The sequence below is a fragment of the Nonomuraea sp. B208 genome, from assembly GCF_057536035.1.
In genome coordinates this window covers 1-20,678 of sequence record NZ_BAAJOU010000014.1, presented here as the reverse complement: position 1 = coordinate 20,678, position 20,678 = coordinate 1, and the positions used below count along the sequence as shown (strand labels likewise).

General features: G+C 73.3%; 14 protein-coding genes. 8 read left to right on the top strand and 6 right to left on the bottom strand.

Going from position 1 to position 20,678, the window contains the following annotated elements; translation table 11 throughout:
* Positions 1-113: 113 nt before the first annotated feature.
* Positions 114-6,485, bottom strand: a complete 6,372-nt coding sequence (locus tag AC27IY_RS10765; protein ID WP_487177830.1) for a PKD domain-containing protein — start codon at positions 6,483-6,485, stop codon at positions 114-116.
* A 491-nt stretch (positions 6,486-6,976) separates the two neighbouring features.
* Positions 6,977-7,966 carry a BtrH N-terminal domain-containing protein gene (locus AC27IY_RS10760; RefSeq protein WP_487177829.1) on the bottom strand — a complete coding sequence of 330 codons (990 nt, stop codon included), beginning with the start codon at positions 7,964-7,966 and terminating at the stop codon, positions 6,977-6,979.
* An 81-nt stretch (positions 7,967-8,047) separates the two neighbouring features.
* On the opposite strand from AC27IY_RS10760, the gene AC27IY_RS10755 reads away from it, so the two are divergent.
* Positions 8,048-8,971 (top strand): NADP-dependent oxidoreductase, encoded by a 924-nt coding sequence (locus AC27IY_RS10755; protein ID WP_487177828.1) that lies wholly within the window; start codon positions 8,048-8,050, stop codon positions 8,969-8,971.
* 38 nt (positions 8,972-9,009) lie between these two features.
* On the opposite strand, the gene secD is transcribed toward AC27IY_RS10755, so the two are convergent.
* Together secD and AC27IY_RS10745 are read right to left on the bottom strand one after the other, a co-directional pair.
* Entirely contained in the window at positions 9,010-11,277 is a 2,268-nt protein-coding gene (gene secD / locus AC27IY_RS10750) for a protein translocase subunit SecD (protein ID WP_487177827.1), read from the bottom strand.
* A 39-nt stretch (positions 11,278-11,316) separates the two neighbouring features.
* A complete protein-coding gene (locus AC27IY_RS10745) occupies positions 11,317-11,697 on the bottom strand; it encodes a hypothetical protein (RefSeq protein WP_364457310.1) in 381 nt (126 codons plus the stop codon).
* Positions 11,698-11,836: 139 nt separating this feature from the next.
* Between AC27IY_RS10745 and AC27IY_RS10740 the strand changes: the two genes are divergently transcribed.
* The 5 genes from AC27IY_RS10740 (at position 11,837) to AC27IY_RS10720 (ending at position 16,683) form a co-directional block, all read left to right on the top strand.
* The gene (locus AC27IY_RS10740; RefSeq protein WP_344219502.1) at positions 11,837-12,220 is read left to right on the top strand and encodes a hypothetical protein; all 384 of its coding nucleotides are present in this window, start codon (positions 11,837-11,839) and stop codon (positions 12,218-12,220) included.
* Positions 12,221-12,488: 268 nt separating this feature from the next.
* The gene (locus tag AC27IY_RS10735) at positions 12,489-13,241 is read left to right on the top strand and encodes a rod shape-determining protein (RefSeq protein WP_423471418.1); all 753 of its coding nucleotides are present in this window, start codon (positions 12,489-12,491) and stop codon (positions 13,239-13,241) included.
* Positions 13,242-13,280: 39 nt separating this feature from the next.
* Positions 13,281-13,625: a TraR/DksA family transcriptional regulator gene (locus tag AC27IY_RS10730; RefSeq protein ID WP_344219506.1), complete on the top strand. Its 345-nt coding sequence runs from the start codon at positions 13,281-13,283 to the stop codon at positions 13,623-13,625.
* A 40-nt stretch (positions 13,626-13,665) separates the two neighbouring features.
* Positions 13,666-15,309: a PucR family transcriptional regulator gene (locus AC27IY_RS10725; protein WP_487177825.1), complete on the top strand. Its 1,644-nt coding sequence runs from the start codon at positions 13,666-13,668 to the stop codon at positions 15,307-15,309.
* Positions 15,310-15,438: 129 nt separating this feature from the next.
* Complete coding sequence (locus AC27IY_RS10720; protein ID WP_364457303.1) at positions 15,439-16,683, top strand: NAD(P)/FAD-dependent oxidoreductase; 1,245 nt, start codon at positions 15,439-15,441, stop codon at positions 16,681-16,683.
* 11 nt (positions 16,684-16,694) lie between these two features.
* On the opposite strand, the gene AC27IY_RS10715 is transcribed toward AC27IY_RS10720, so the two are convergent.
* Together AC27IY_RS10715 and AC27IY_RS10710 are read right to left on the bottom strand one after the other, a co-directional pair.
* Positions 16,695-17,357, bottom strand: coding sequence for a response regulator (locus AC27IY_RS10715; RefSeq protein ID WP_344219512.1), 663 nt, complete (start codon positions 17,355-17,357; stop codon positions 16,695-16,697).
* Positions 17,358-17,361: 4 nt separating this feature from the next.
* Positions 17,362-18,408: a HAMP domain-containing sensor histidine kinase gene (locus AC27IY_RS10710; RefSeq protein ID WP_487177824.1), complete on the bottom strand. Its 1,047-nt coding sequence runs from the start codon at positions 18,406-18,408 to the stop codon at positions 17,362-17,364.
* 204 nt (positions 18,409-18,612) lie between these two features.
* Between AC27IY_RS10710 and AC27IY_RS10705 the strand changes: the two genes are divergently transcribed.
* The gene (locus tag AC27IY_RS10705) at positions 18,613-18,888 is read left to right on the top strand and encodes a cation:proton antiporter regulatory subunit (protein ID WP_364457298.1); all 276 of its coding nucleotides are present in this window, start codon (positions 18,613-18,615) and stop codon (positions 18,886-18,888) included.
* A 251-nt stretch (positions 18,889-19,139) separates the two neighbouring features.
* Positions 19,140-20,678, top strand: a 1,539-nt coding sequence (locus AC27IY_RS10700) for a proton-conducting transporter transmembrane domain-containing protein (protein WP_487177823.1), incomplete at its 3' end; no start/stop codon positions are given.

Genomic DNA, 20,678 nt, shown 5'->3' with positions numbered 1-20,678 from the left:
CGAAGACCCCGGCGGGTCTGCCCGGCGGGGTCTTCGTGGTCTCCGAGAGCGGCGATGGGGCGGGGCAGGTGCCCGCGGGCTTCCACCCGGATGGGCGGAAGCCCGCGGGACTGTCAGTTCCGGCCGCTGATGCGGACGATGCCGGTCACGGTCGGCGGCGGGCCGGTGCGCTGGTTGTCGTAGACCAGCTCGCCGTTCTTGCGCCACGCCCTCAGCCTGAGCTGGTCGGTGCGGTCGAACGGCTTGCCGGAGTCGACGGCTGTGATCTCGAACGTGACGTCCGTGGTGCCGTTGACTCTCCCGTTGCCCCGCAGGATCGCCTTGCCGCCCCCGGCCGCGAGCACCGTGCAGGTGGTGTCACGGAGATGGAACCCCGGAGCCTGGTAGCTCAGCTCGCCGACGGGTGTGGCCGTCTTGCGCGGGTAACCGGCGGCGACGGCGAACGCCGCCGCGCCCGCCCTGTCGCAGGCGGAACTCAGCTTGCAGGAGCCGCCCGGCGAGGCCACCACCCCCGCGCCCACCAGCGAGCCGGCCGGGTCGTACACGATCACGTACGCCTTGTCACCCCCGGCTGTGTCCACCGTGGTGGTGGCGCCGTCGTCGTCGGTGACCGTCACCGCGATCGGGTGACGCCCGGCCTTGGTGAAGGTGTGCGTACGGGTGACCGTGCCCTTGCCCTCGTGCTCTGCCACCGCCGCGTCCACCGTCTGGCCGTCGATGGTCCACGTGGCCGTGTGGGTGTCGGCGGTGCCCTGGTCGGTGAAGGACGCCTTCAGCGCGATCGGGGCGCCCACCGCGACGACGGTGCCGGCGGCCGGTTCCTCCAGTTTCACCTCGGGGGCGGCGTTGGCGGCCTGGACCTTCAGCTGTGCGGTGCCGGTGGCGCCCTTGTCGTCGGTGACCGTCACCGTGACCGTACGCTCGCCGTCGTCGGCGAACACGTGCTTCAGCCCGAGCTGCTCGCCCTCCACGGGCAGCGCCTGGGGTCCGGTGCCGTCGCCGTGGTCGACGCTCGCGCTCCAGGCGGCCGAGTCCGGGTCGGTGACGGTCGCCTCACCGGTCCACGCGGCCCCCTCCGTGATCGTGCCGGGCCCGGACAGCTGCACCTGAGGCGCCTGGTTCGGCGTCTGCGCGGGGACGACCGTGGCGGTGAAGTTCGCCGAGGTCTGCAGGCCGCCATTGTCGCGGACCGTCACCGTGACCGCGTAGGTCCCGGCCGTGGCCCACTGGTGCTCCAGGGTGATCTTCTGCCCGTCGGGGGTCACCGGCACCGGCCCCGCGCCGTCGCCGTAGTCCACCGCCGCCGTCCAGGAGGTGGAATCGGGGTCGGAGAAGGACACCACCCGGTGCAGCTTCTCGTTCACCGTCAGCTTCACGTCTCCGCCCGCGGCCACCACCGGCGCGGTGTTGGCGGCCGGTTCGTCGTCGATGACGTAGGCGATGCCGCCGCTGTCGGTTCTGTCGCCCTTGCTGTCGATGACTCCGATCATCGCGATGCCCACGAACGGTTCGTCGAAGGTCCTGGTCGCGGTGACGGTGCCGCCACCGCCGCCGGCCTTCGGGGTCACCTGGGCCTTGACGACGGATTCGTCGCCCCACTCCACCACCGCGGTATGGGTGTCGGTGGGGTCGGCGTCGGCGAACGGCACGCTCAGGGTGAACGGCTTGCCCACCTCACCCCGCAGCGGGGTCGTGGTGTCCGGGGTTTCGACGACGGGGGCGTTGTTGGCCACGATGCCCTGGCCGTACAGGGTCACCACATAGGACGGCTGGTCGCCGTCAGTGGTGATGGTGAGTTTCCCGCTCGCCGCTCCCACCTGGGTCGGAGCGAACGTCACCCCCATCGTGCACTTGTGCCCCGGCTCAAGCTGCACCGGGCAGTCGTTGGTCTGCCGGAAGGGGCCCTCGACGGCGACGGCCGTGACGGGCATGGACCCGCCGCTGCGGTTGGTCAACGTCACCTCCACCGGGTATGCGCTGGTCGCGCCCACCCGGACGGGATCGGCGAAGTTGATTCCTGAGCGGTTCAGCGCGTGCAGGACCGTGGCCGTGGCCTCGGCCTGGTTGTCACCGAGCTCGGGGTCGGTGACCGCGAGGCTGGAGGCGCCGGCCCGCGTCGCGAGTTCGGTGCCTTCGGCGGTGCCGGAGGGGATCGTGGCGGTCACCGTGACGGTGGCGCTCCAGCCCGGCTCCAGAACCTTGACCTTGTTGCGGAACCCGCCCCCGCCCTTGAGAGCGGTGCACAGGCCCCGTGAGGTCTCGCACGCCGCCGTTCCCGCGGCCGGAGGGACGAGCACGTCCAGCCGGACGTCGGTCGCGGGATCGGGCCCCTTGTTCGTCACCGTGCTGGTCCACGTGACGGTCGCACCCGGACCGGGCTCGGCCGACGAGACCGTGTGGGTCACCTTCAGATCCGCACGGGCGGTGGACGGAGTCAGCAGGAGCGACCGCTCCTCCCGGCCGGACTCCCCGCTGACGACGCCCCGTGCCAGGATCTGGCCCGAGGAGCTGACATCCCACAGCGACGTCACGGTCATGCACGGGTCGTTCTGATGGGCACACTTCGGCAGGGGAAGCAGGTCCTCCAGGGTGTAACGCCGCCCATCCAGCCAAAGGGTCGGTATGTCGGTCTTCGGCGCACCGGTGAAGCCGGCCACCAGACCGTGGTCGTTGACGGCCAGGGCTATGCCTTGGCCGAGGTCCGTGCGCTGCCCGTCCTTCCAGGCGAAGGCGCGCGTGGTGCTCTCCTCACGCGTGCTGCAGGTCGCCTGGCCGACCACCAGGCCCGTGGCGTTGACGTCGTGCGCGCTGCCGCTCTGGTACTCGCACTCCGGAAGCTCGAGCGGCGTGGTCACGCCGTTCTGGAAGAGGGCAGGTTGCCACCTCACGGGGATGCCGATGCCGTCCCGTGCCGTCACGTACGCGCCCGCGACGGCGCCCTTGCCGTTGATACGGTCGCTCCCGCCCTGGAGGGCGGAGTACGCCCCGTACGGCGGCGTCGCCGGCAATTGCTTGGCGGTCCCATTGGTCCACATCACGTGGTCGGCATTCCTGTTCCACCTGTCTGTCCAGCCGAACACCTGACCACTGTCGTTCAGGTCCGCAGCTCCGCTGTTGGGCGACGAGTCGTGCCCCGGGTGCAGGTCCGTGATCGAACCGCCGCGATAGACCACCGCATGCCGCCAGGACCCGTTGTCCTCCCACTTGTGAGCCCAGCCGGACACGTCGCCGGCCTCGTTGATGCCCGTGGCGCCCGACGGGCAGCGGGCCTTGCCCGAACCCTCGCACGACAGGCCGCCCAGGTCGGTGAACACACCGGCCTCCCAGCGCACAGCCCGGTCGTCCTCGTGCCCGATGTAGCTCTCCACGGTGGCGGCGACCTGACCACGGTCGTTGAGCGCGACCGCCTTGGTCTGATCGGCCTTGTAGCCGGGCAACGCGCCCAGCTCGGTCACGGTGTAGGAGCCGAACTTGGCCACCACCGTGTGGGCGCGGTCCATGGTGATCGTCAGCGTCCCGGGGGGCCGCTCCCCGCCGTCGACGATCCATCCCAGGGGGATGCGCCCGGCCTCGGCGGTGGCGGTCACCGTCACCGTGGTCCCGGCGCGATAGGCATCCTGCGCCGGCGACGCGGTCACCGAGCCACCCGGCTGCGCCGACAGCTCCAACTCGAACTCGCGCGTGTCGGCCTTCTGGATCTTGACGGCGTCTTGCGCGGTGCGCATGCCGGCGGGCGTGTCGGCCCGGACGCCGACGCTGTACCCGCCGTCCGGGAGCGGGTCGGTCGCGGCGCCGTAGACACCGTCGCCGGCCGCGCCGTCATCGCTTCCTCCGTCGTCCTTCAGGGTCACCTCGTGGCGGCCGGAGTCCTCGTCCATCAGGACGGCCCGCACGTCGGCCCCGGCGACCGGCTTCCCGTCATCGGTGACGGTGGCCTTCACCCGCGCGCGGCCGTCTTCCGACGACTGCCGGGACTCGACCGCCACCTTCACCGGGTTCCCCGCGACCCAGGCGACCAGGGCCGCCTCGACCGGTCCTGCGGCCGTATTCGTGATCTCCAGCTTCCACTGGCCCGCCGTCGGCCTGGAAACGCTCAGCCCCTGGATGGGCTGCTCGGCGTCCTCGCTGCCGGCGTCGTACTGCGCGGCCGGCTTCCCGGACGGGTCGCGCAGCAGCAGCCCGACGGTCGGCGGCAACGCTCCGGTGACCCCGAACCCCGTGCCCGCCGGGACCTCCAGCGGCACGGTCGCCGTCTTGCCCGCCTCCACCTTGACCGAGGGCGCGGCGAACGTCGAAGCCGCATCGGCGCCGGCCTCCGTCCCGGGCCGCGCGGCGATGCCCTTGCGCAGCGACTCCACGCCACCCGGATTGCCGGTGTTCACCAGCGTCGACGAGAGCCTCGGGACGACGTAGTCGTGGAAGTCCTGCCACGATTCGGTCATTTCCGTGTGAGCGGTCTGGGTGTAGGGGATGTCGGTGTAGGTGAACTGGGCGCTCGACTCCGGGACGTACCGGTCGCCGTCCTCGGCGTCCTGCCAGGGGAGGTAACAGGGCACGGGCCGGCCCACGCCCACGAGGTTGGAGGCCGTGACTCCCTTGAGGTCGGCGACCTTGCGATTGAAGATCTCGTCCACGTACGGCACGCTCACCTGCTGCGTGGCCGGCATGAAGGGGATGGGATAGTTCCACAACGCCAGATCCATGAGCCTGTCCGCACAGGGCGACCCCCTGTTGGGGGTGCCGAGCTGGATCATCCGGCTCACCACCGGCTTGCCGTCCGGCGAGTCGGGCATCTCGGTCTGGATGTACTGCCGGGTGATCAATCCGCCCATGGAGTGGGCGACGACGTCGACGTGGAAAGCGCCCGTCCCCCTGCGCAGGGCCTCGATGTAGACCGCCTCCTGCACAGCGTTGTCCCTGAGGGTCCTGGTGCGTTCGAAGGGGTTCGACGCGTTACCGGTGTGGAGTTCGCCGGGAATTCTCCCGTCGCCGACCGCGTACCCCTCCAGCAGGGGACTCACTCTCTTCATGAGCGCCGGATACGTGCCCCATGCCTTCTGCGCGTCACTCATGTAGCCGTGCACCAGGGCCACGGGTTTGGGCCGGACCTCGTAGGACTCGGTGAGTCTGCTGTGGACGAAGCCACCGGCGACGAGCGTCGCGGTCACTTTTCGCCGCGACTCCACCTCGCCCTTGTGCCAGGCGAAGCCCGCGGTGTCCCAGATCACCTCTTCCGTGACGGACTCTCGAGGATCGAGGATCTCGTCGATCTCCCCGCCGGGCAGAACCTTTCCGGACACCTCCTCGACCAGGCGAAGCCGTGTGGACACGGGGCGGTCACCGGGGTTGAAGATCGAGACGGAGACGCGGACCCGGTTGCCGTCGATCGTCTCCGCCTCCGGCACCTCGACCCACTCCACGGACGGGTAGATCTGCGTCGCGAAGGTGAGCGAGTGGATGACGGGGTCGGCGTCCCCGAGGTCGAGCAGGAAGGCGTGGTCGAGGCTGTCTCCCGGAGGTATCCCGACGCCGGTGATCTGGCCGAGGTCGTTGATGTCGGTGGCCCTCTTCAGGGTCCAGCCCGGCACCATGGTGTGCAGGTAGATTCCGACATTGTTCTCGAACAGGCCGGCATGGAGCCAGCCTTGTTTGTCGTACATCCTTCCCACGCCGATGCCGGTGTTGTTGATCGCATCCACCATGCCGCCGAAGGGTGTGTCCATCGGCTGAGCCCTGCCGTTCTCATCCCAGATGAGGGGGACGTAACCGCCGTTCTCGTCCGTCCCGTAGCCGGCGACCTGACCGCGGTCGTTGATGTCGAAGGCCACGGTGGAGTCCTTGTACTCCAAGCGGTCCCGCTTGACGTCGATAGGCTCGCCGGGCCTGGTGCGGAAGGCGCGGTACTTTTTGTCGTACTTGTCGGTGTTCGTGTCCATGCCGCCGGCGACCTGCCCGCGCTCGTTCAGCGAGGAGGCATCCACCCTCTGGTCTTTGTACGCCGAGAGTCTCAGTACGGAGCCGTCCGGGTCGCGGATCCAGTCGGGGCCGACGACCTGCCCCTTGTTGTTGATGGCCCTGGCCAGGCCCGGTTCGATGCGGGTGGCCTTGCCGTTCTTGAAGAGGAAGGACGGACGGCCGTCGAAGGTGCCGACCACGGTGCCGTCGTCGTTGACGTCCATGGCGACGCTGGAGCGCACGTCGGCGCCGAGGCTCGCGTGGACGTCGACGACGGATCCGGCGCTGTACAGGGCGGCTCTGCCGCCCCCGTTGGTGGGCTCCCAGGGAGCCGCGGCGACCTCGCCCTTGTTGTTCATCGCCGTGACGACGCCCATGTTGCTGTTGAGGGGGCCGAGGTCGATGATCCTGGCTTTGGAGGCGGTGGGCGCCGCTCCACCCGTGGGGGACGGTGACGCCGCGGGCGCGGCGACCGCGGACGGGGGCAGGGCGAGGGGACCGAGCAACGCGATGATCGCGGTGAACGTCATCCGACTTGCGAGAGCACGGCTGAGCGACCAGGTCAAGGAAGACTCTCCGAAGCTGCTGCCACGCGCCAGGCGCGGCATGGGACGAGGATGGTGCGCGCATCCCTGGGGCCAGGTGCGCCACGACCGGCCGGTTCTCCAGGAGGAGGACGAGCGCTTCCCGCCCTTCTGGGACTGTTGGTGAGAGTGGCGCATCGCCCTTGTGGACCGCCTGATCCGCTTGAATAGCCTCGGTCCGGCTTGCCGCGCAGGTCACAGACATGCCCCAAGTCGCGGGAACCCGGGCACGATCCTGCGCGACCCGGCCCTGCTCACACAGCCGCAGCACCCTCAGGCCGCGGCCTCGTCGAAGTGGCCGGCCGGGGCGGCATGCGCCGGGAAAGCCGGAAGCGACAGGTACCGCGCGTCAGGTCCGCCTTCGGCAGGCCGCCGGTCCTGCCGGCGCTGGTGGCGCTGCCGGTACTGCTGCCGAGAGGCACGGGCGGGACGCGGCCTCAGCGGCCGGCCTGTGACAGTGCCGTCATGGCGTCGTGTTCGATGCGGGCGAGGTCGCGCAGGAGTGCGGCGGCCTGGTCCAGCGGGCCGGTGTCGCCGCTCTCCCCCGCCTTGGTGATCAGCGCGGCCACGTCCGTCCACAGGCCCGCAGCGGAGGCGTACAGGTCGTGCCCGGTGCGGAGGCGGGCGTCGTCGGTCAGCAGGACGCACTCGCCCAGGAAGTCGCGGTAGAGGGCGCGGAACAGCGCCCCGCCGGTGCCGGCCTCCTCCATGAGCAGGGCGGCGCGCGGAAGGTCCTGTCGCGGGTCGGCGGCGCGCCGCAGCCAGCCGGGCACCCGCTCGGCCGTCTTGGCGATGCCGCGGTGGCCCAGGTTCGCGATGGGGGCGGCGAGGAAGGCGTCCGCGCACTGCCTGACGGCGGGGAGGATCTGGTCCTGCCAGCGCGGGGGACGCGCGGGCAGGGCGAGGGTGAAGGAGCGGTTCCTCGCGGTCATCGGGCCGCGTTCGGCCCGCGCCCGCGCCAGGCTCTCCCTGCCGGTACGCACCGCGCCCCCCTGCTGCCCGGTGTCCACCAGGTAGGCGTCGTGCTCGTCGTAGCCGTACATGGCGACGACGTGGCCGCCGAAGTGCACCTTCGTCCGGAAGTAGTCCAAGTGGTAGGAGTCGAGCTGGAGGCCGACCGGCCGGCCCGCGTCGACGACGGCCGCCGCGTTCTCCCACGCCTTGCGCGGCGAGGTCGTCTCCTTGACCTCCAGCGCCAGCCCCAGCCTGGCGGCCAGGTTCCTGGTGAGTTCGAAGGGTTTCACCCGCCCCGCGAGGAACGGGAACGGCATCCCCTTGCCGTCCCAGTAGAGGAAGGAAAGGCCGGAGCCGAGCCCGAACAGCATCGGCTCGCTCAGGTCGAGTCCTTCGTGCCGCAGCAACACCCCGAGCGTCGTCGTCTCGCAGTGGTGCGTGCCACGGGCTTCGATGTCCTGCAGGATGGTCATGTCTCTCCTTGGCGCTCAGCGGTAGCTTGGGGTCTCCCACGGGGGGAGAGTCCAACCGCGCCGCCCGGAGGAGGAGGACCCATGCGGGCCGTCACCGTACGAGATCGATCGGCTGGCCCTGCGGGGCTCCGCCTCACGGAGGAGCCCTTTCCGCACGCCGCCGAGAACGACGTCATCGTACGCGTGCACGCCGCCGGCTTCACCCGCGGCGAGCTCGACTGGCCGGCGACGTGGCAGGACCGGGCGGGCCGCGACCGCACGCCGAGCGTGCCGGGGCACGACGTGTCCGGGGTCGTGGCCGAGCTGGGTTACGGCACGACGGGGCTGACGGTCGGCCAGCGCGTGTTCGGGCTGACCGACTGGGCGCGCAACGGGTCGCTGGCGGAGTACGTCGCCGTGGAGGCCCGCAATCTCGCGCCGCTGCCGGCGGACGTCGAGCACACCGTGGCCGCCGCGCTGCCGGTGTCGGGGCTGACCGCGTGGCAGGGGTTGTTCGAGCACGCGCGCCTGGCCGCGGGCCAGACCGTCGTCGTCCACGGCGCCGCGGGCGCGGTCGGCTGCCTCGCGGTGCAGCTCGCGCGCGAGGCGGGCGCGCGGGTGGTCGGCACCGGCAGGGCCGGCGACGGTGATCTCGTCCGCGAGCTCGGGGCGCACGCCTTCGTCGATCTGGACGGCGGCTCCCTGGACGAGGCCGGTCCTGCCGACGTGGTGTTCGACGTGATCGGCGGCGACGTGCTGGACCGCTCGGCCGCGCTGGTGCGTCCCGGCGGCACGCTCGTCACGATCGCCCGCCCGCCCACGGTCCGGCCGGAGGACGGCCGGGCGATCTTCTTCGTCGTCGAACCCGACCGGGCGCGGCTCGCGGACCTGGCCCGGCGGGTCCGGGACGGGCGGCTCAGCCCGGTCGTCGGAGCCGTACGCCCTCTGGAGGAGGCGCCCGACGCCTTCGCGCCCGGTCGGCGCGTCCGCGGCAGGACGATCATCCGGGTCGTGGAGGGCTGGTAGCCGCTCCCCCGTTAGGGGAAGCGGCTACCTGGCCACCGCTACAGGACGGCGCCCGTGCCCTCGCGCCGGCGGGTGCGCGGCGCGGGCGGCTGGGGCGGGGGCTGCTTGCTGAAGCGCTCGAACTCGATCGCGAGCGGCCCGGCCACCAGGGACGACGACGCCGTGCCGACCACGATGCCCACGATGAGCGCGATCGCGAAGTCCCGCAGCGTGTCGCCGCCGAAGAAGGCCAGCGCGGCGAGGATGAACAGCGCGCCGAGCCCGGTGTTGACGGTGCGCGGCACGGTCTGCAGGATCGCCGTGTTGACGATGCCGGCGAAGCGGCCCTGCCGCTTGCCCTGCCACAGCTCGCGGACCCGGTCGAAGACCACCACCTTGTCGTTGATCGAGTATCCGATGATGGTCAGCATGGCCGCCAGGAAGACCCCGTCGATGGGCTTGCCGAGCCAGGCGAACAGGCCGAGCACGGCGAGGGTGTCCACGACGAGGGCCAGCACCGCGGCGGCGCCGAACGTCCAGCGGAACCTGAAGGCCAGGTACACGAGCTGGGCCGCGAGCGCCACGGCGAGCGCGATGAACGCGTTGCGGCGCAGCTCCTCGCCCAGGCTGGGGCCGATGAGCTCGTCGCGCTGCTTGGTCACCTCGCCGAAGCGGGACTCCAGCGCCTGCTCGATCGCGACGACGTCGTCCGCGCTGACCTGGCCGGCCCGGATCGACACGGCGTCGTCGGAGACGGTGACGCTCGCTCCCGGGTGCCCGGCCCCGGCCACGGCCTGCCGCGCCGCGTCGGCGTCCACCGCCTGGGTGGTGGTGAACTCGACCATCCGGCCGCCGGTGAACTCGATGCCGAAGTTGAGCCCGTGCGCGACGAGCCCGGCCACGGCGGCGGCGACCAGGAGCGCGGCCCCCGCGAGCCAGCGCCGCCCGGCCCCCATCAGGTACGGGTTGCGGCGCGTGATCCACGTCCTGACCCGGCCCTGCGTGGTCAGCCCGGACAGCCGGGCCAGCCGCGGCCCGGACCGGGCGACGAGCAGGTGGGTCAGGACGCGGGTGATGAGCATGGCCGAGGCGAGCGAGGCGAGGACGCCGACGGCCAGCGTGACGCCGAAGCCGCGCACCGGTCCGGAGGCCAGCCAGAACAGCAGCCCGGCGGCCAGCAGCGTGGTGATGTTGGAGTCGGCGATGGCGCTCCAGGCGCCCTTGAAGCCCCGGTCGAGGGCGTGCCGCAGGCCCCGGCGTGGCGCGCGGGCGTACTCCTCCCGGGCCCGTTCGAAGACGAGCACGTTGGCGTCGACCGCCATGCCGATCGCCAGGACGAACCCGGCCAGTCCCGGCAGCGTGAGCGTCGCCCCCAGGGCGAGCAGGGCGGCGTAGGACAGCAGCCCGTAGGCGGCCAGCGCGATCGTCGCCATCAGCCCCGACAGCCGGTACATGACGGCGATGAACAGCGCGGTGAGCAGCACGCCGGCGATGCCCGCCTTGGCGCTGGCCTCGATGGCCTCGGCGCCGAGGGTGGGGCCGACGGTCCGCTGCTCGATCAGGGTGAGCGGGACGGGCAGGGAGCCGCCCTTGATCAGCACGGCCAGGTCGGTGGCCTCCTGGAAGGTGAAGGAGCCGGTGATCTGGGTGCTCCCGCCCGGGATGCCGACCCGGCAGGCGAGACCGGTGTCCACTTGCGGCGAGGAGATGATCTCGTTGTCCAGGACGATGGCGACGCGCCGCCGGGGGTCGCCGGGGGCGTGGCAGGCGGCGTCGCCGGTCAGCTTCTGCCAGGCGTCGGCGTCGCGGAAGTCGACGTTCACGGACCAGGCCGGTCCCTGCTGCGGGTCGTTGCGGGCGTCGGCGCCGGTGACGCCGTCGCCGGTGATCACGGCGGGGCCGAGCCGCAGGCGCTGCCCCGACTCGTCGGGCAGGACCGGTCCGGACTCGCCGGTGGTCGGGGTGGGCTCGCCGGCCTCCCCGGCCACGGAGTGGAAGGCGAGCTGGGCGGTCTTGCCGATGACGGCGGCGGCCTGGCGCGGGTCGAGCACGCCGGGCAGTTCGACGATGATGCGCCGCTCGCCGGAGCGCAGCAGGGTCGGGTCGACCACGCCGAGCGCGTCGGCACGCCGGCGCAGCACGTCGAGGGCGCGGTCGGTGGACTCGCCGTCGGCCTTGACCGTGGGCGAGTCCTGGGTCTCGAAGACGAGCTGGGTGCCGCCACGCAGGTCGAGGCCGAGGCGTGGCGAGTTCATCACCGTGAGTAGTGATGCGGTGACGACGAGAACGAGCGCCGCCACCGCACGCCAAACGGGCGCGCGTGACATGAAAGCCTCCACGGGCTGTCGAAAAAAGGGAAAAGGACGTCAGCGCGTCGTGGAGGGGGGCGCCCGTGCCGGAGCGCGGCGACCGGCCGGCCGTGGCTCCGGGGCGGGCGCGTCGGCAGGGGCGGCCATGGGCAGCGCCCGCGGGCCGTGCTGCCCGCCGGTGGGCAGCACGGCCAGCCACAGCGGCAGCACGGCCGCCGCACCGCGCAGCGGGTGCGGGCGCAGCAGGGCGGGCACGCCGCGGGCCTGGTGCGGCCCGAGCAGCACCAGGTCCTGGTTGTCATGGGCGGCGGGGCTGCCCCACCACCACCCGGCGGAGGCCACGGCGGTCGCCGCGGACGCGGGCGGGTGGATACCGGGCCCGGGGCCGAGGAGGAAGGCCGACAACAGGAGCAGGACGGCGGACAGTCTGCTGCGCACGTCTCCTCCTGTCCGGACATGAATGGGTAAGGGTAATGAGCGGGTAAGGGGTAATGCGTGGGTATTGCGGGCCACGCTACCCGCAAGCCGCCGGGACGGGAAATGTCATTTTCCTGTGGCGTGGGCTATGGTCGGGCCTGTGAGGGGACCGTGGAGAGCATCGCGAGGGTCCATCGCGCCGACCGGCGTGATGGCCCTGGTCGTGCTGTCCTTGGTCGCCCTGTCGCTGCTGCCCTCGGGCGTCCTCGGCTGGGCGGGCGGCTCGTCCGCCGCGCAGGCGGCCGCCGCTCCCGTGTGGAGCGTGGGCGGCCTCGACGCCGACCCCGAGGGCCTGCCCCCACAGGGCAACAACGTGTGCGAGCACCACGTGCTGTCGCTGTGGCCGCCGCTGCGCGGCGCGAGCCAGGACACGCTCGCCCATCTGGCGCTGTCGCCGTCGCCGGGCTCCGACGCGGACGCCTTCCGCGATCCGCAGCAGCTCGCGCACCGCACCGCGGGCTCGCGCAGCCCGCCGGCCGTCTAGCCGACGTCTTCCCCGACGGGCTCCACGGCCACGTACGCCGCGGAGCCTGACCGCGCGTCCACACACCCGCCCGTCGCGTCCGTCCCCGTGCCTGCGCCCACCCGGTGAAGGCGGCGGGTGCCGTCGCGCGTGCCTGTGAGGCGTTCTCCGACCGTCCGTCCCCAGGGCGGCCGGCCCCTGTGCCGGACCGCCGTTCTCCACCGACTTCGCCCAGGAGCGGATCATCGTCATGCCTGTTGTCAGTTCAGCGCCCGCCGGAATGAGCGCGGTGCGGCGTTTCCTGGCGCTCGATCTCGGCACCGCGCGCACCCGGTCACTGGCCGTGGGCGGGCACGCCATCGCCGACCGGGCGTCGGCGGTCATGGGGCGGCCGTCCGGTTCCGGCTCGCCGGAGGTGGTACGGCCGCTCCGGCACGGCATGGTGGCCGATCCCGGCGCGTGCCTGCGGCTGGTCCGCCTGGTGGTGCAGGACACCCGGCTCTACGACGGCCGGCCGCCGGCGCGGGTGCTGGCCGGGGTGCCGCTCGCGGCGTCGCCGAGCGACCGCCGGGCGGTGCGGGTCGCGGTGTCCGAGGCCGCCGGCTGCGAGGTGACGCTGGTGGAGGAGCCACTGGCGGCCGCCGTCGGCGCCGGCCTGGACGTGCTCGACCCACGGCCGTGCCTGGTGCTGGACGTCGGGGCGGGCATCGTCGAGGTCGTGGCCATCAGCGAGGGCGTCGTCGTGGACGCGGCCGCCCTGCAGCTCAGCGCCACGACCGGGCTGGGGCTGGCGGCGTACGCGCTGGAGGGCGTCGTCGACATGACGGCGGGCCTGGTGCGCAGGCTGCCGGCCGTACGCGCCCGCGGCCTGCTGGTCACCGGCGGCGGCGCGCGCGAGGACCTGCTGCTGCGCCGCCTGCGCGGCACGTTGCGGCTGCCGGTCGAGGTGGCCGCGCAGCCGCAGTACGCCACCGTCCGCGGCCTGATGCGGCTGTGCCTGCAGCCGGACCTGGCGGCGGGCCTCGCCTCCGCCGCCCACTGATCTCCAACGACGAACACGTCATCGAAGAAAGGACCCACCATGATCGAGAACGTGCTCCCGGGGGCCCACCTCAGCACCGTGCAGCTCCAGTCGCTCCGCGAGGACCTGCAGGAGCAGCTCGAACAGCGCAGCCGGCAGCTCGACGCGCTGCGCGAGCAGGAGCGCGACGGCAGCGGCGCCGACGGCACCTGGCAGGAGCTGCTCGCCTCCATCACCGCCGCCGAGCGGGCCGTCGCCGAGCTGTCGCAGGCCTACGACCGGCTGGCGGACGGCACCTACGGCCGCTGCGCCCACTGCGAGCGGGGCATCCCGTTCGAGCGGCTCAAGGTCCGCCCGCTGGCCCGCACCTGCATCGACTGCCAGCGCAGGCACGAGGCCGCGTGACCTTCGGGGGCGCGGCCCCTTCCACCCATCGGAGGTGATCATGATCACGCTGGACCGCCTGGTCAACGTGCTGGGCGGGTACGGGGTCCGGCTCTGCGGCCGCCCCGAGGCCCGTTCGGCCGTGCTGCGCAGCGTCGCCATGCCGGACGCCACGGACCGGCACGTCACCGGCGACCTGCTGCTGGCCGTCGGCGCGTCCTCGCCCGCGGAGGCGGTGCGGTGGGCGGCGGCGGCGCAGGCCACGGCGGTCCTCGTCCGTCCTCCCGAGGGCGGCGGCGCCGAGCAGGACGCCGCCGCCCTCAGGGACCGGCACGGCGTGGCGGTGCTGCTGGCCGACCCCGCCGTGTCGTGGAGCCAGCTCGCCGGCGTGGTGTACGGACTGGTCCTGGAGAGCAGGGAGACCGCCTCGGGGCGGGGCCCGACGGACCTGTTCGCCCTCGCCGACAGCCTCGCCGACGTCATCGGCGGGGCGGTCACCATCGAGGACCGGCACTCGCGGGTCCTCGCCTACTCCCGCAGCCAGCAGGCGGGCGACCCCGCCCGGCTGGCGACCATACTCGGCCGGCGCGTGCCGGAAAGGCTGCGCGAGCGGTTGCAGCGGCGCGGCGTGTTCGCCCGGCTGGCGGCGACGGACGAGCCGGTGTTCGTCGCGGCCGACGACGAGCAGGGCCTGACCGGGCGGATGGCGGTCGCGGTGCGGGCCGGGCGCGAGCTGCTCGGCTCGGTGTGGGTGAGCTGCGCGGCCCCGCTGACCGGCGAGCGGCTGCGCGCCCTCGCCGACGGCGCGCGCGTGGTGGCGCTGCACCTGCTGCGCTCGCGCGCCAGCGCCGACCTGGAGCGGCAGGTGGAGTCCGACCTGGTCGGCCGGCTGCTGGAGGGCGGCGCCGACGCGGCGACGTCGGCCAGCAGGCTCGGCCTGGCGCCGCGCGCCATGCGGGTGGTCGCCGTGCGCGCGTTCACCCCCGACGACCGTCACGCCGCGCTGCTGCTCGCCTTCGAGCAGGCCACGACCGGCTTCGGCTGGTCCAGGCCGGGCCGCAGCGCGCTGCTCGGCGACACGCTCTACACGCTCCTGCCCGGCGAGGAGGCAGAGACGGCCCGGCAGTGGGTCAGGGACCTGCAGGCGGAGCTGCCCGCGCCGGTCCGCGTCGCGGCCGGGATCGGCGCGCCCGCCGAGGTCACGGACCTGCCCGCGGGCCGCCAGGAGGCCGACGAGTGCCTGGCGCTGCACGAGGGCGCGGGGGCGGGCGGTGGGCTGGGTTCCGGCCAAGGTGCCGGCCAAGGTGCCGGCCTGGGTGCCAGCCAAGGTGCCGGCCTGGGTTCCGGCCAGGGTGCCGGCCTGGGTTCTGTGCCGCCCGCCTACGACGAGTCCTGGGACGAGATCCTGCTGCTGCGGCTGCGCGCCGCCGCGCGCGGCGGGCGGACCCCGGCACGCGGCCCGGTGAGCACCCTGCGCCGGCACGACACGCTGCACGGCACGCGGTTCGTCGCCACGCTGCGGGCCTGGCTGGAGAGCCAGGGCGACCTCGCCTGGACCGCCGAGCGCCTCGACGTGCATCCGAACACCGTACGCAACCGGCTGCGCAAGATGAACGAGCTCACCCCGCTGGACCTGGACGACCCCCGCCAGCGCCTGGCCATGACCATCATGCTGGCCGCGTCCGGCGACGACGACCGGCCCTGAGCCGCCCCCTCCCGTTGTGCGCGCGCCACAACGGGAGCGCCGAAATTGTCGTCCGGCCACAACGCCGCAGGTCGCCGCAGGGGCCATCCTGGCTGGGACAGCGAGAGTCGTTCTACGTCGGAGGGTGGCATGGTCGGCAACTGGCCGCGTTCGGTGATCGTGGTGGGCGCGGGCATCGTGGGCCTGTCCACCGCGTGGTTCCTGCAGGAGCGCGGTGTCCAGGTCGACGTGGTCGACCGCGGCGGCCTGGCGGCCGGCGCGTCCTGGGGCAACGCGGGCTGGATCGCGCCGGGCCTGGCCATCCCGCTGAACGAGCCGGCCGTGGTGCGCTACGGCCTGCGCTCGCTGCTCGACCCAGCCGCGCCGCTGCACGTGCCCGCGACCCTCGACCCGGGGCTGTGGACGTTCCTGACCCGCTTCGCGGCCAACAGCCGCTGGCGGTCGTGGACCCGCGCGGCCCGCGCCAACCTGCCGCTCAACGACGAGTGCGTGGAGGCGTACGAGGTGCTGGCCGGCAGCGGCGTGTCCGCGCCCGTGGTCGCGGCGCCGATCACCGCCGCGTTCCGCACCCGCGCCGAGGCCGAGGGCCTGCTGCGCGAGCTGCGCAGGCTGGAGGCGATCGGGCAGCGCGTCGAGCACGCCGTGCTGGACGGCGACCGGCTGGCCGAGCAGGTCCCGCTCGCCGGCGAGGCGCTGACCACCGGGGTGCGGATCGACGGGCAGCGCTACGTCGACCCGGGCGCGTTCGTGCACGCCCTGGGCCGGGCCGTGATGCGGCGCGGCGCGACCGTGTACGCCGTCGAGGTCGACGACGTGCGCACCGACGGCAGGAAGGCGATCGTCAGCTCGGCCAAGGGCACGGTGCTGTCCGCCGACGCGGTGGTGCTGGCCACCGGCGCGTGGCTGCCGCGCCTGGCGGGCAAGTGGGGCGTGCGCGTCCCGCTGCGCGCGGGCCGCGGCTACTCCTTCACCGTGCCGGTCGAGCGTCCCGTCCACGGGCCGGTCTACCTGCCCGGCGTGCGCGTGGCGTGCACGCCGTACCAGGGCGGGCTGCGGGTGGCGGGCACCATGGAGTTCCGTGACCCGGACGCGCCGCAGGTGCCGGCCCGGCTGGAGGCCCTCATCGCCTCCGTACGGCCGCTGCTGCGGGGCGTGCGCCTGGACGAGCGCAGCGACACGTGGGTGGGGCCGCGCCCGGTCACCGCCGACGGCCGGCCGCTGGTCGGCGCGACGACGGCCCCCACCGTGTACGTGGCGGGCGGCCACGGCATGTGGGGCATGGCGCACGGCCCGATCACCGGGCGGCTGCTGGCCGAGCAGATCACCACGGGCAAGCAGCCCGGGGCGCTGGCCGAGTTCGACCCCCTCCGCTGACCCGGCAGGGGTCAGGGCTCGACCAGGCCCGCCCTGATGGCGTGCCTGGTCAGCTCCAGCCGGTCGCGCAGGCCGAGCTTGGCCAGGATGTTCGCCCGGTGCCGCTCGACGGTCTTGACGCTGATGACCAGGATGCCGGCGATGTCCTTGGAGGAGTGGCCCTCGGCGATGAGCTTGACGATCTCCTCCTCGCGCGGGGTGAGCACGGTGTCGGGCACCGGCTCGCCCTGCCGGTGCCGCTGGAGGTAGTCGCGGATGAGCGCGGTGATCGCCCCCGGGTAGACGAACGGCTCGCCGCGCATGGCCGCGCGGCACGCCTCCAGCAGGTCGCGGTCGGCCACCGACTTGAGCACGTAGCCGCTGGCGCCCGCCTTGAGCGACTCGAAGAAGTACTGCTCGTTGTCGTACATCGAGAGCATCAGCAGCCGGACGCCGGGCGCGCGGCGGGAGATCTCGCGGGCGGCCTGGATGCCGGTCATGCGCGGCATCGCGATGTCGAGGATGGCCAGGTCGATCGGGACCTGGCCGCGGGTGGCCAGCTCGACGGCCTCGGCACCGTCGCCCGCCTCCGCGACGACGGTCAGGTCGGGCTCGGCGTCCAGGATGAGCCGCAGCCCGTGGCGTACGAGGGCGTGGTCGTCGGCGAGCAGGATCCGGGTCGGCTGCGCTTGCATGCACTCACTCTCGCGAATCGGCGGCTTCGGGAACGGGGACGGGCACCGTGAGGCGTACGCGGGTGCCCCGCGTGGGCGCGCTCTCGATGGCGAGGTCGGCGCCGATGAGCATGGCCCGCTCGCGCATGCCGCGGATGCCGGCGCCCTCGCGGATCGGGCCGCCCACGCCGTCGTCGGTGATGCGCAGCACGACGGCGCCGTCCTCGGCGCGCAGCGACAGCTCCACGCGGGTGGCGCCGGCGTGCCGGGCGATGTTGGTCAGGCACTCCTGGGCGATGCGGTAGATGACGAGCTCGGTGTCGCCGCTCACCTGCGGCAGCCGCGAGTCCAGCAGCCGGGTCACCGTCGCGCCGCTCAGCGCGGAGAAGTCGGTGGCCAGGGAGTTCATGGCGCTGATGAGGCCCAGGTCCTCCAGCGGGCCGGGCCGCAGCCGGCGGGCGACCCGCCTGACCTCGTCCAGGCTGGAGCGGACCGTCTCCTGCGCCGCGCGCAGCTCGTCGCACAGCTCCGCGGGCGCGCGGTCCACGACGCGCTTCAGGGTGAGCAGGACCGCGGTGAGACTCTGCCCGATCTCGTCGTGCAGCTCCCGCGCGATGCGCTGACGCTCGCCCTCCTGGGCTGCGAGGGCGTGGGCGGCGCTGGAGCTGCGCTCGGCCTCCAGCCGGTCCAGCATGGCGTTGAAGGTGTCGATCAGGTTGCCGAGGTCGCCGTTGCCGCTGGAGGCGATGCGGTCGCTGGAGCGCACCAGGTCGACCCGCTCCATGAGGACGGTCAGCGCGCCGAGCGGGGCCAGGCTGGTGCGCAGCACCAGCGCGTTGGCGGTGAGCATCGCCGCGAGGCCGACGGCGAGGATCGGCAGCTCGTTCAGCAGGACCGGCGAGGACACCGTGGCCGGCGACAGCGCCAGCGCGGTCAGCCCGGTGGCGAAGACGAGCCCGTTGAACAGGAACAGGCGCCGGAACAGCGCCGACGCCGGCGAACGCGGCGCACGCGGCGTCTCCCGGCGCGTCTCCCGGTGTGCCTCCTGGTTTCCGCTGGTCGGCGAGCTCATGTCTCCAGCCTCACCGACGCCGCCGGGATCTGTCCAACCAGCGGCCGCTTCCATGGCCGGCTACATGGTGGCCACCCCCGGAAATGGGTGTTGGACCCGATGGTGCCGCCGACGGCCCGCGACGACACTGGAAGCAGGGCGGATCCGCCCACGCACGCTGCCGAGGCGGCCGCACGACCATGCGACGAAAGGAGCTGTTCAACCGTGCACATCACGCACGCTACCGTCCCGGGCATCGGAACCGTCCACCACCTCGATACCCGGGAGGGTGACCGCCTCGCCGTCATCGTCTCCCGAACCGGGCAACACTCCCTGGTCCTGTACGACCGAGCCGATCCCGACACCCCGGCCCACACCGTGGAGCTCGACCAGCAGGAGGCCGACCAGCTCGCCGACCTGCTGCACAGCCGCCCGCTCACGGACCGGCTGAGCGAGATCGAGCGGCGCCTGGCCTCCCTCGTCCCCGAGGCCCGCCCGTAAGCCGGCAACACGTCATCTGAGGATCGGAGACCGAGGATCTACCCCGAGCGACGCCTTCCTGCCCGGATTCCGCCGCCCGCCATCGCCGCACCCGGCACCGCAGCACCCGCCACCGCCGCACCCGCCATCGCCGCACCCGCCACTGCCGCACCCGCCATCGCCGCACCCGCCACTGCCGCATCCGCGACTGCCGCACCCGCCACTGCCCTCTCGTCCGCCGGAACGCCTTTCGCCGCCCTGACGGAGCCCCCATGAGCGCACCGCACCTGCTGCTGGGCGCGCCGGGAGCGCTCCTGCTCGTCGCCGCGCACGCGCTCGCCGCCGTGGCCGCGCCCCTCGCGGTCCGCCGGCTCGGCCGGCGGGCCCTCTACCTGCTGGCGGCGGTCCCCGCCGCGTCGCTGGCGTGGGCGCTGGCCAACACCGGCCCGATCCTCGCCGGCCGCGCCGTCGCCGGAGCTTATCCGTGGGTGCCGGGGCTCGGCCTCGAACTCGCCGTCCACGTGGGCGCGCTCGGCTGGCTGATGATCGTGCTCGTCGGCGGGGTCGGCGCGCTGGTCCTCGCCTACAGCGCCCGCTACTTCGCCGCCGGGGACGACCGGCTCGGGCGCTTCGCCGCGCTGTTCGTCGCGTTCGCCGGCGCCATGCTCGGCCTGGTCGTCAGCGACAACCTGCTCGTGCTGTACGTGTTCTGGGAGCTGACCACCGTCCTTTCGTACCTGCTGATCGGCCATGACGCGGCCCGGCGGGCGAGCCGGGCGGCCGCGACGCAGGCCCTGCTCGTCACCACGCTCGGCGGGCTGGCGATGCTGGCCGGTTTCGTCATGCTCGGGCAGCACGCCGGGACCTACCGGTGGTCGCAGCTCGCCGGGGCGCTGCCGGACGGCGCCTATCTGACGGTGGCGCTGCTGCTCGTCCTGCTCGGCGCGCTCAGCAAGTCGGCGATCTTCCCCTTCAGCTTCTGGCTGCCCGCCGCCATGGCCGCGCCCACCCCGGTGAGCGCCTACCTGCACGCGGCGGCGATGGTGAAGGCCGGGGTGTTCCTGACCGCGCTGATGACGCCCGCGTTCGGCGAGGCGACGGCGTGGCGGGCGGTGCTGCTGGTCGCCGGCACGCTCACCATGCTCGTCGGCGGGTGGACGGCGTTGCGGCAGCACGACGCGAAGCTGCTGCTCGCCCACGGGACGGTCAGCCAGCTCGGGCTGCTCATGGCGGTGTTCGGGGCGGGGAGCCGCGACGCGGCGCTCGCGGGCACGGCGATGCTGCTGGCGCACGCGCTGTTCAAGGCCACGCTCTTCCTCGTCGTCGGCGTCGTGGACCGCTCGACCGGCACCAGGGACCTGCGCGAACTGAGCGGGCTCGGCCGGCGTACGCCGTGGCTGGCGGCGGTCGCCGTCCTCGCGGGGGCGTCGATGGCGGGGCTGCCGCCGACGGCCGGGTTCGTCGCCAAGGAGGCGATCTTCGAGGCGCTGCTGCACGGCTCGGCGGTGGAGCGGGTCGTGCTCGGCGGCCTGGTGCTCGGCTCGGCGCTCACCGCGGCGTACACGCTGCGGCTGCTCCGGGGCGTCTTCGCCACCAAGCCGGCGGTGACGCCCGCCCGGCCGCGCCGGATCGGGTGGGCCTTCGCGGGGCCGGCGGCGGTGCTGGCCGTGGCCGGGCTCGCGGTGGGCGGGTTCGCGCCGGCGGTGGACCGGATGCTGGCGGTGTACGCCGACACCGTGTACGCCGGCGCCGCGCAGGCCGTCGCACCACCGCCCGGCGCCGCGCAAGCCGGCGCACCACCGCCCGGCGCC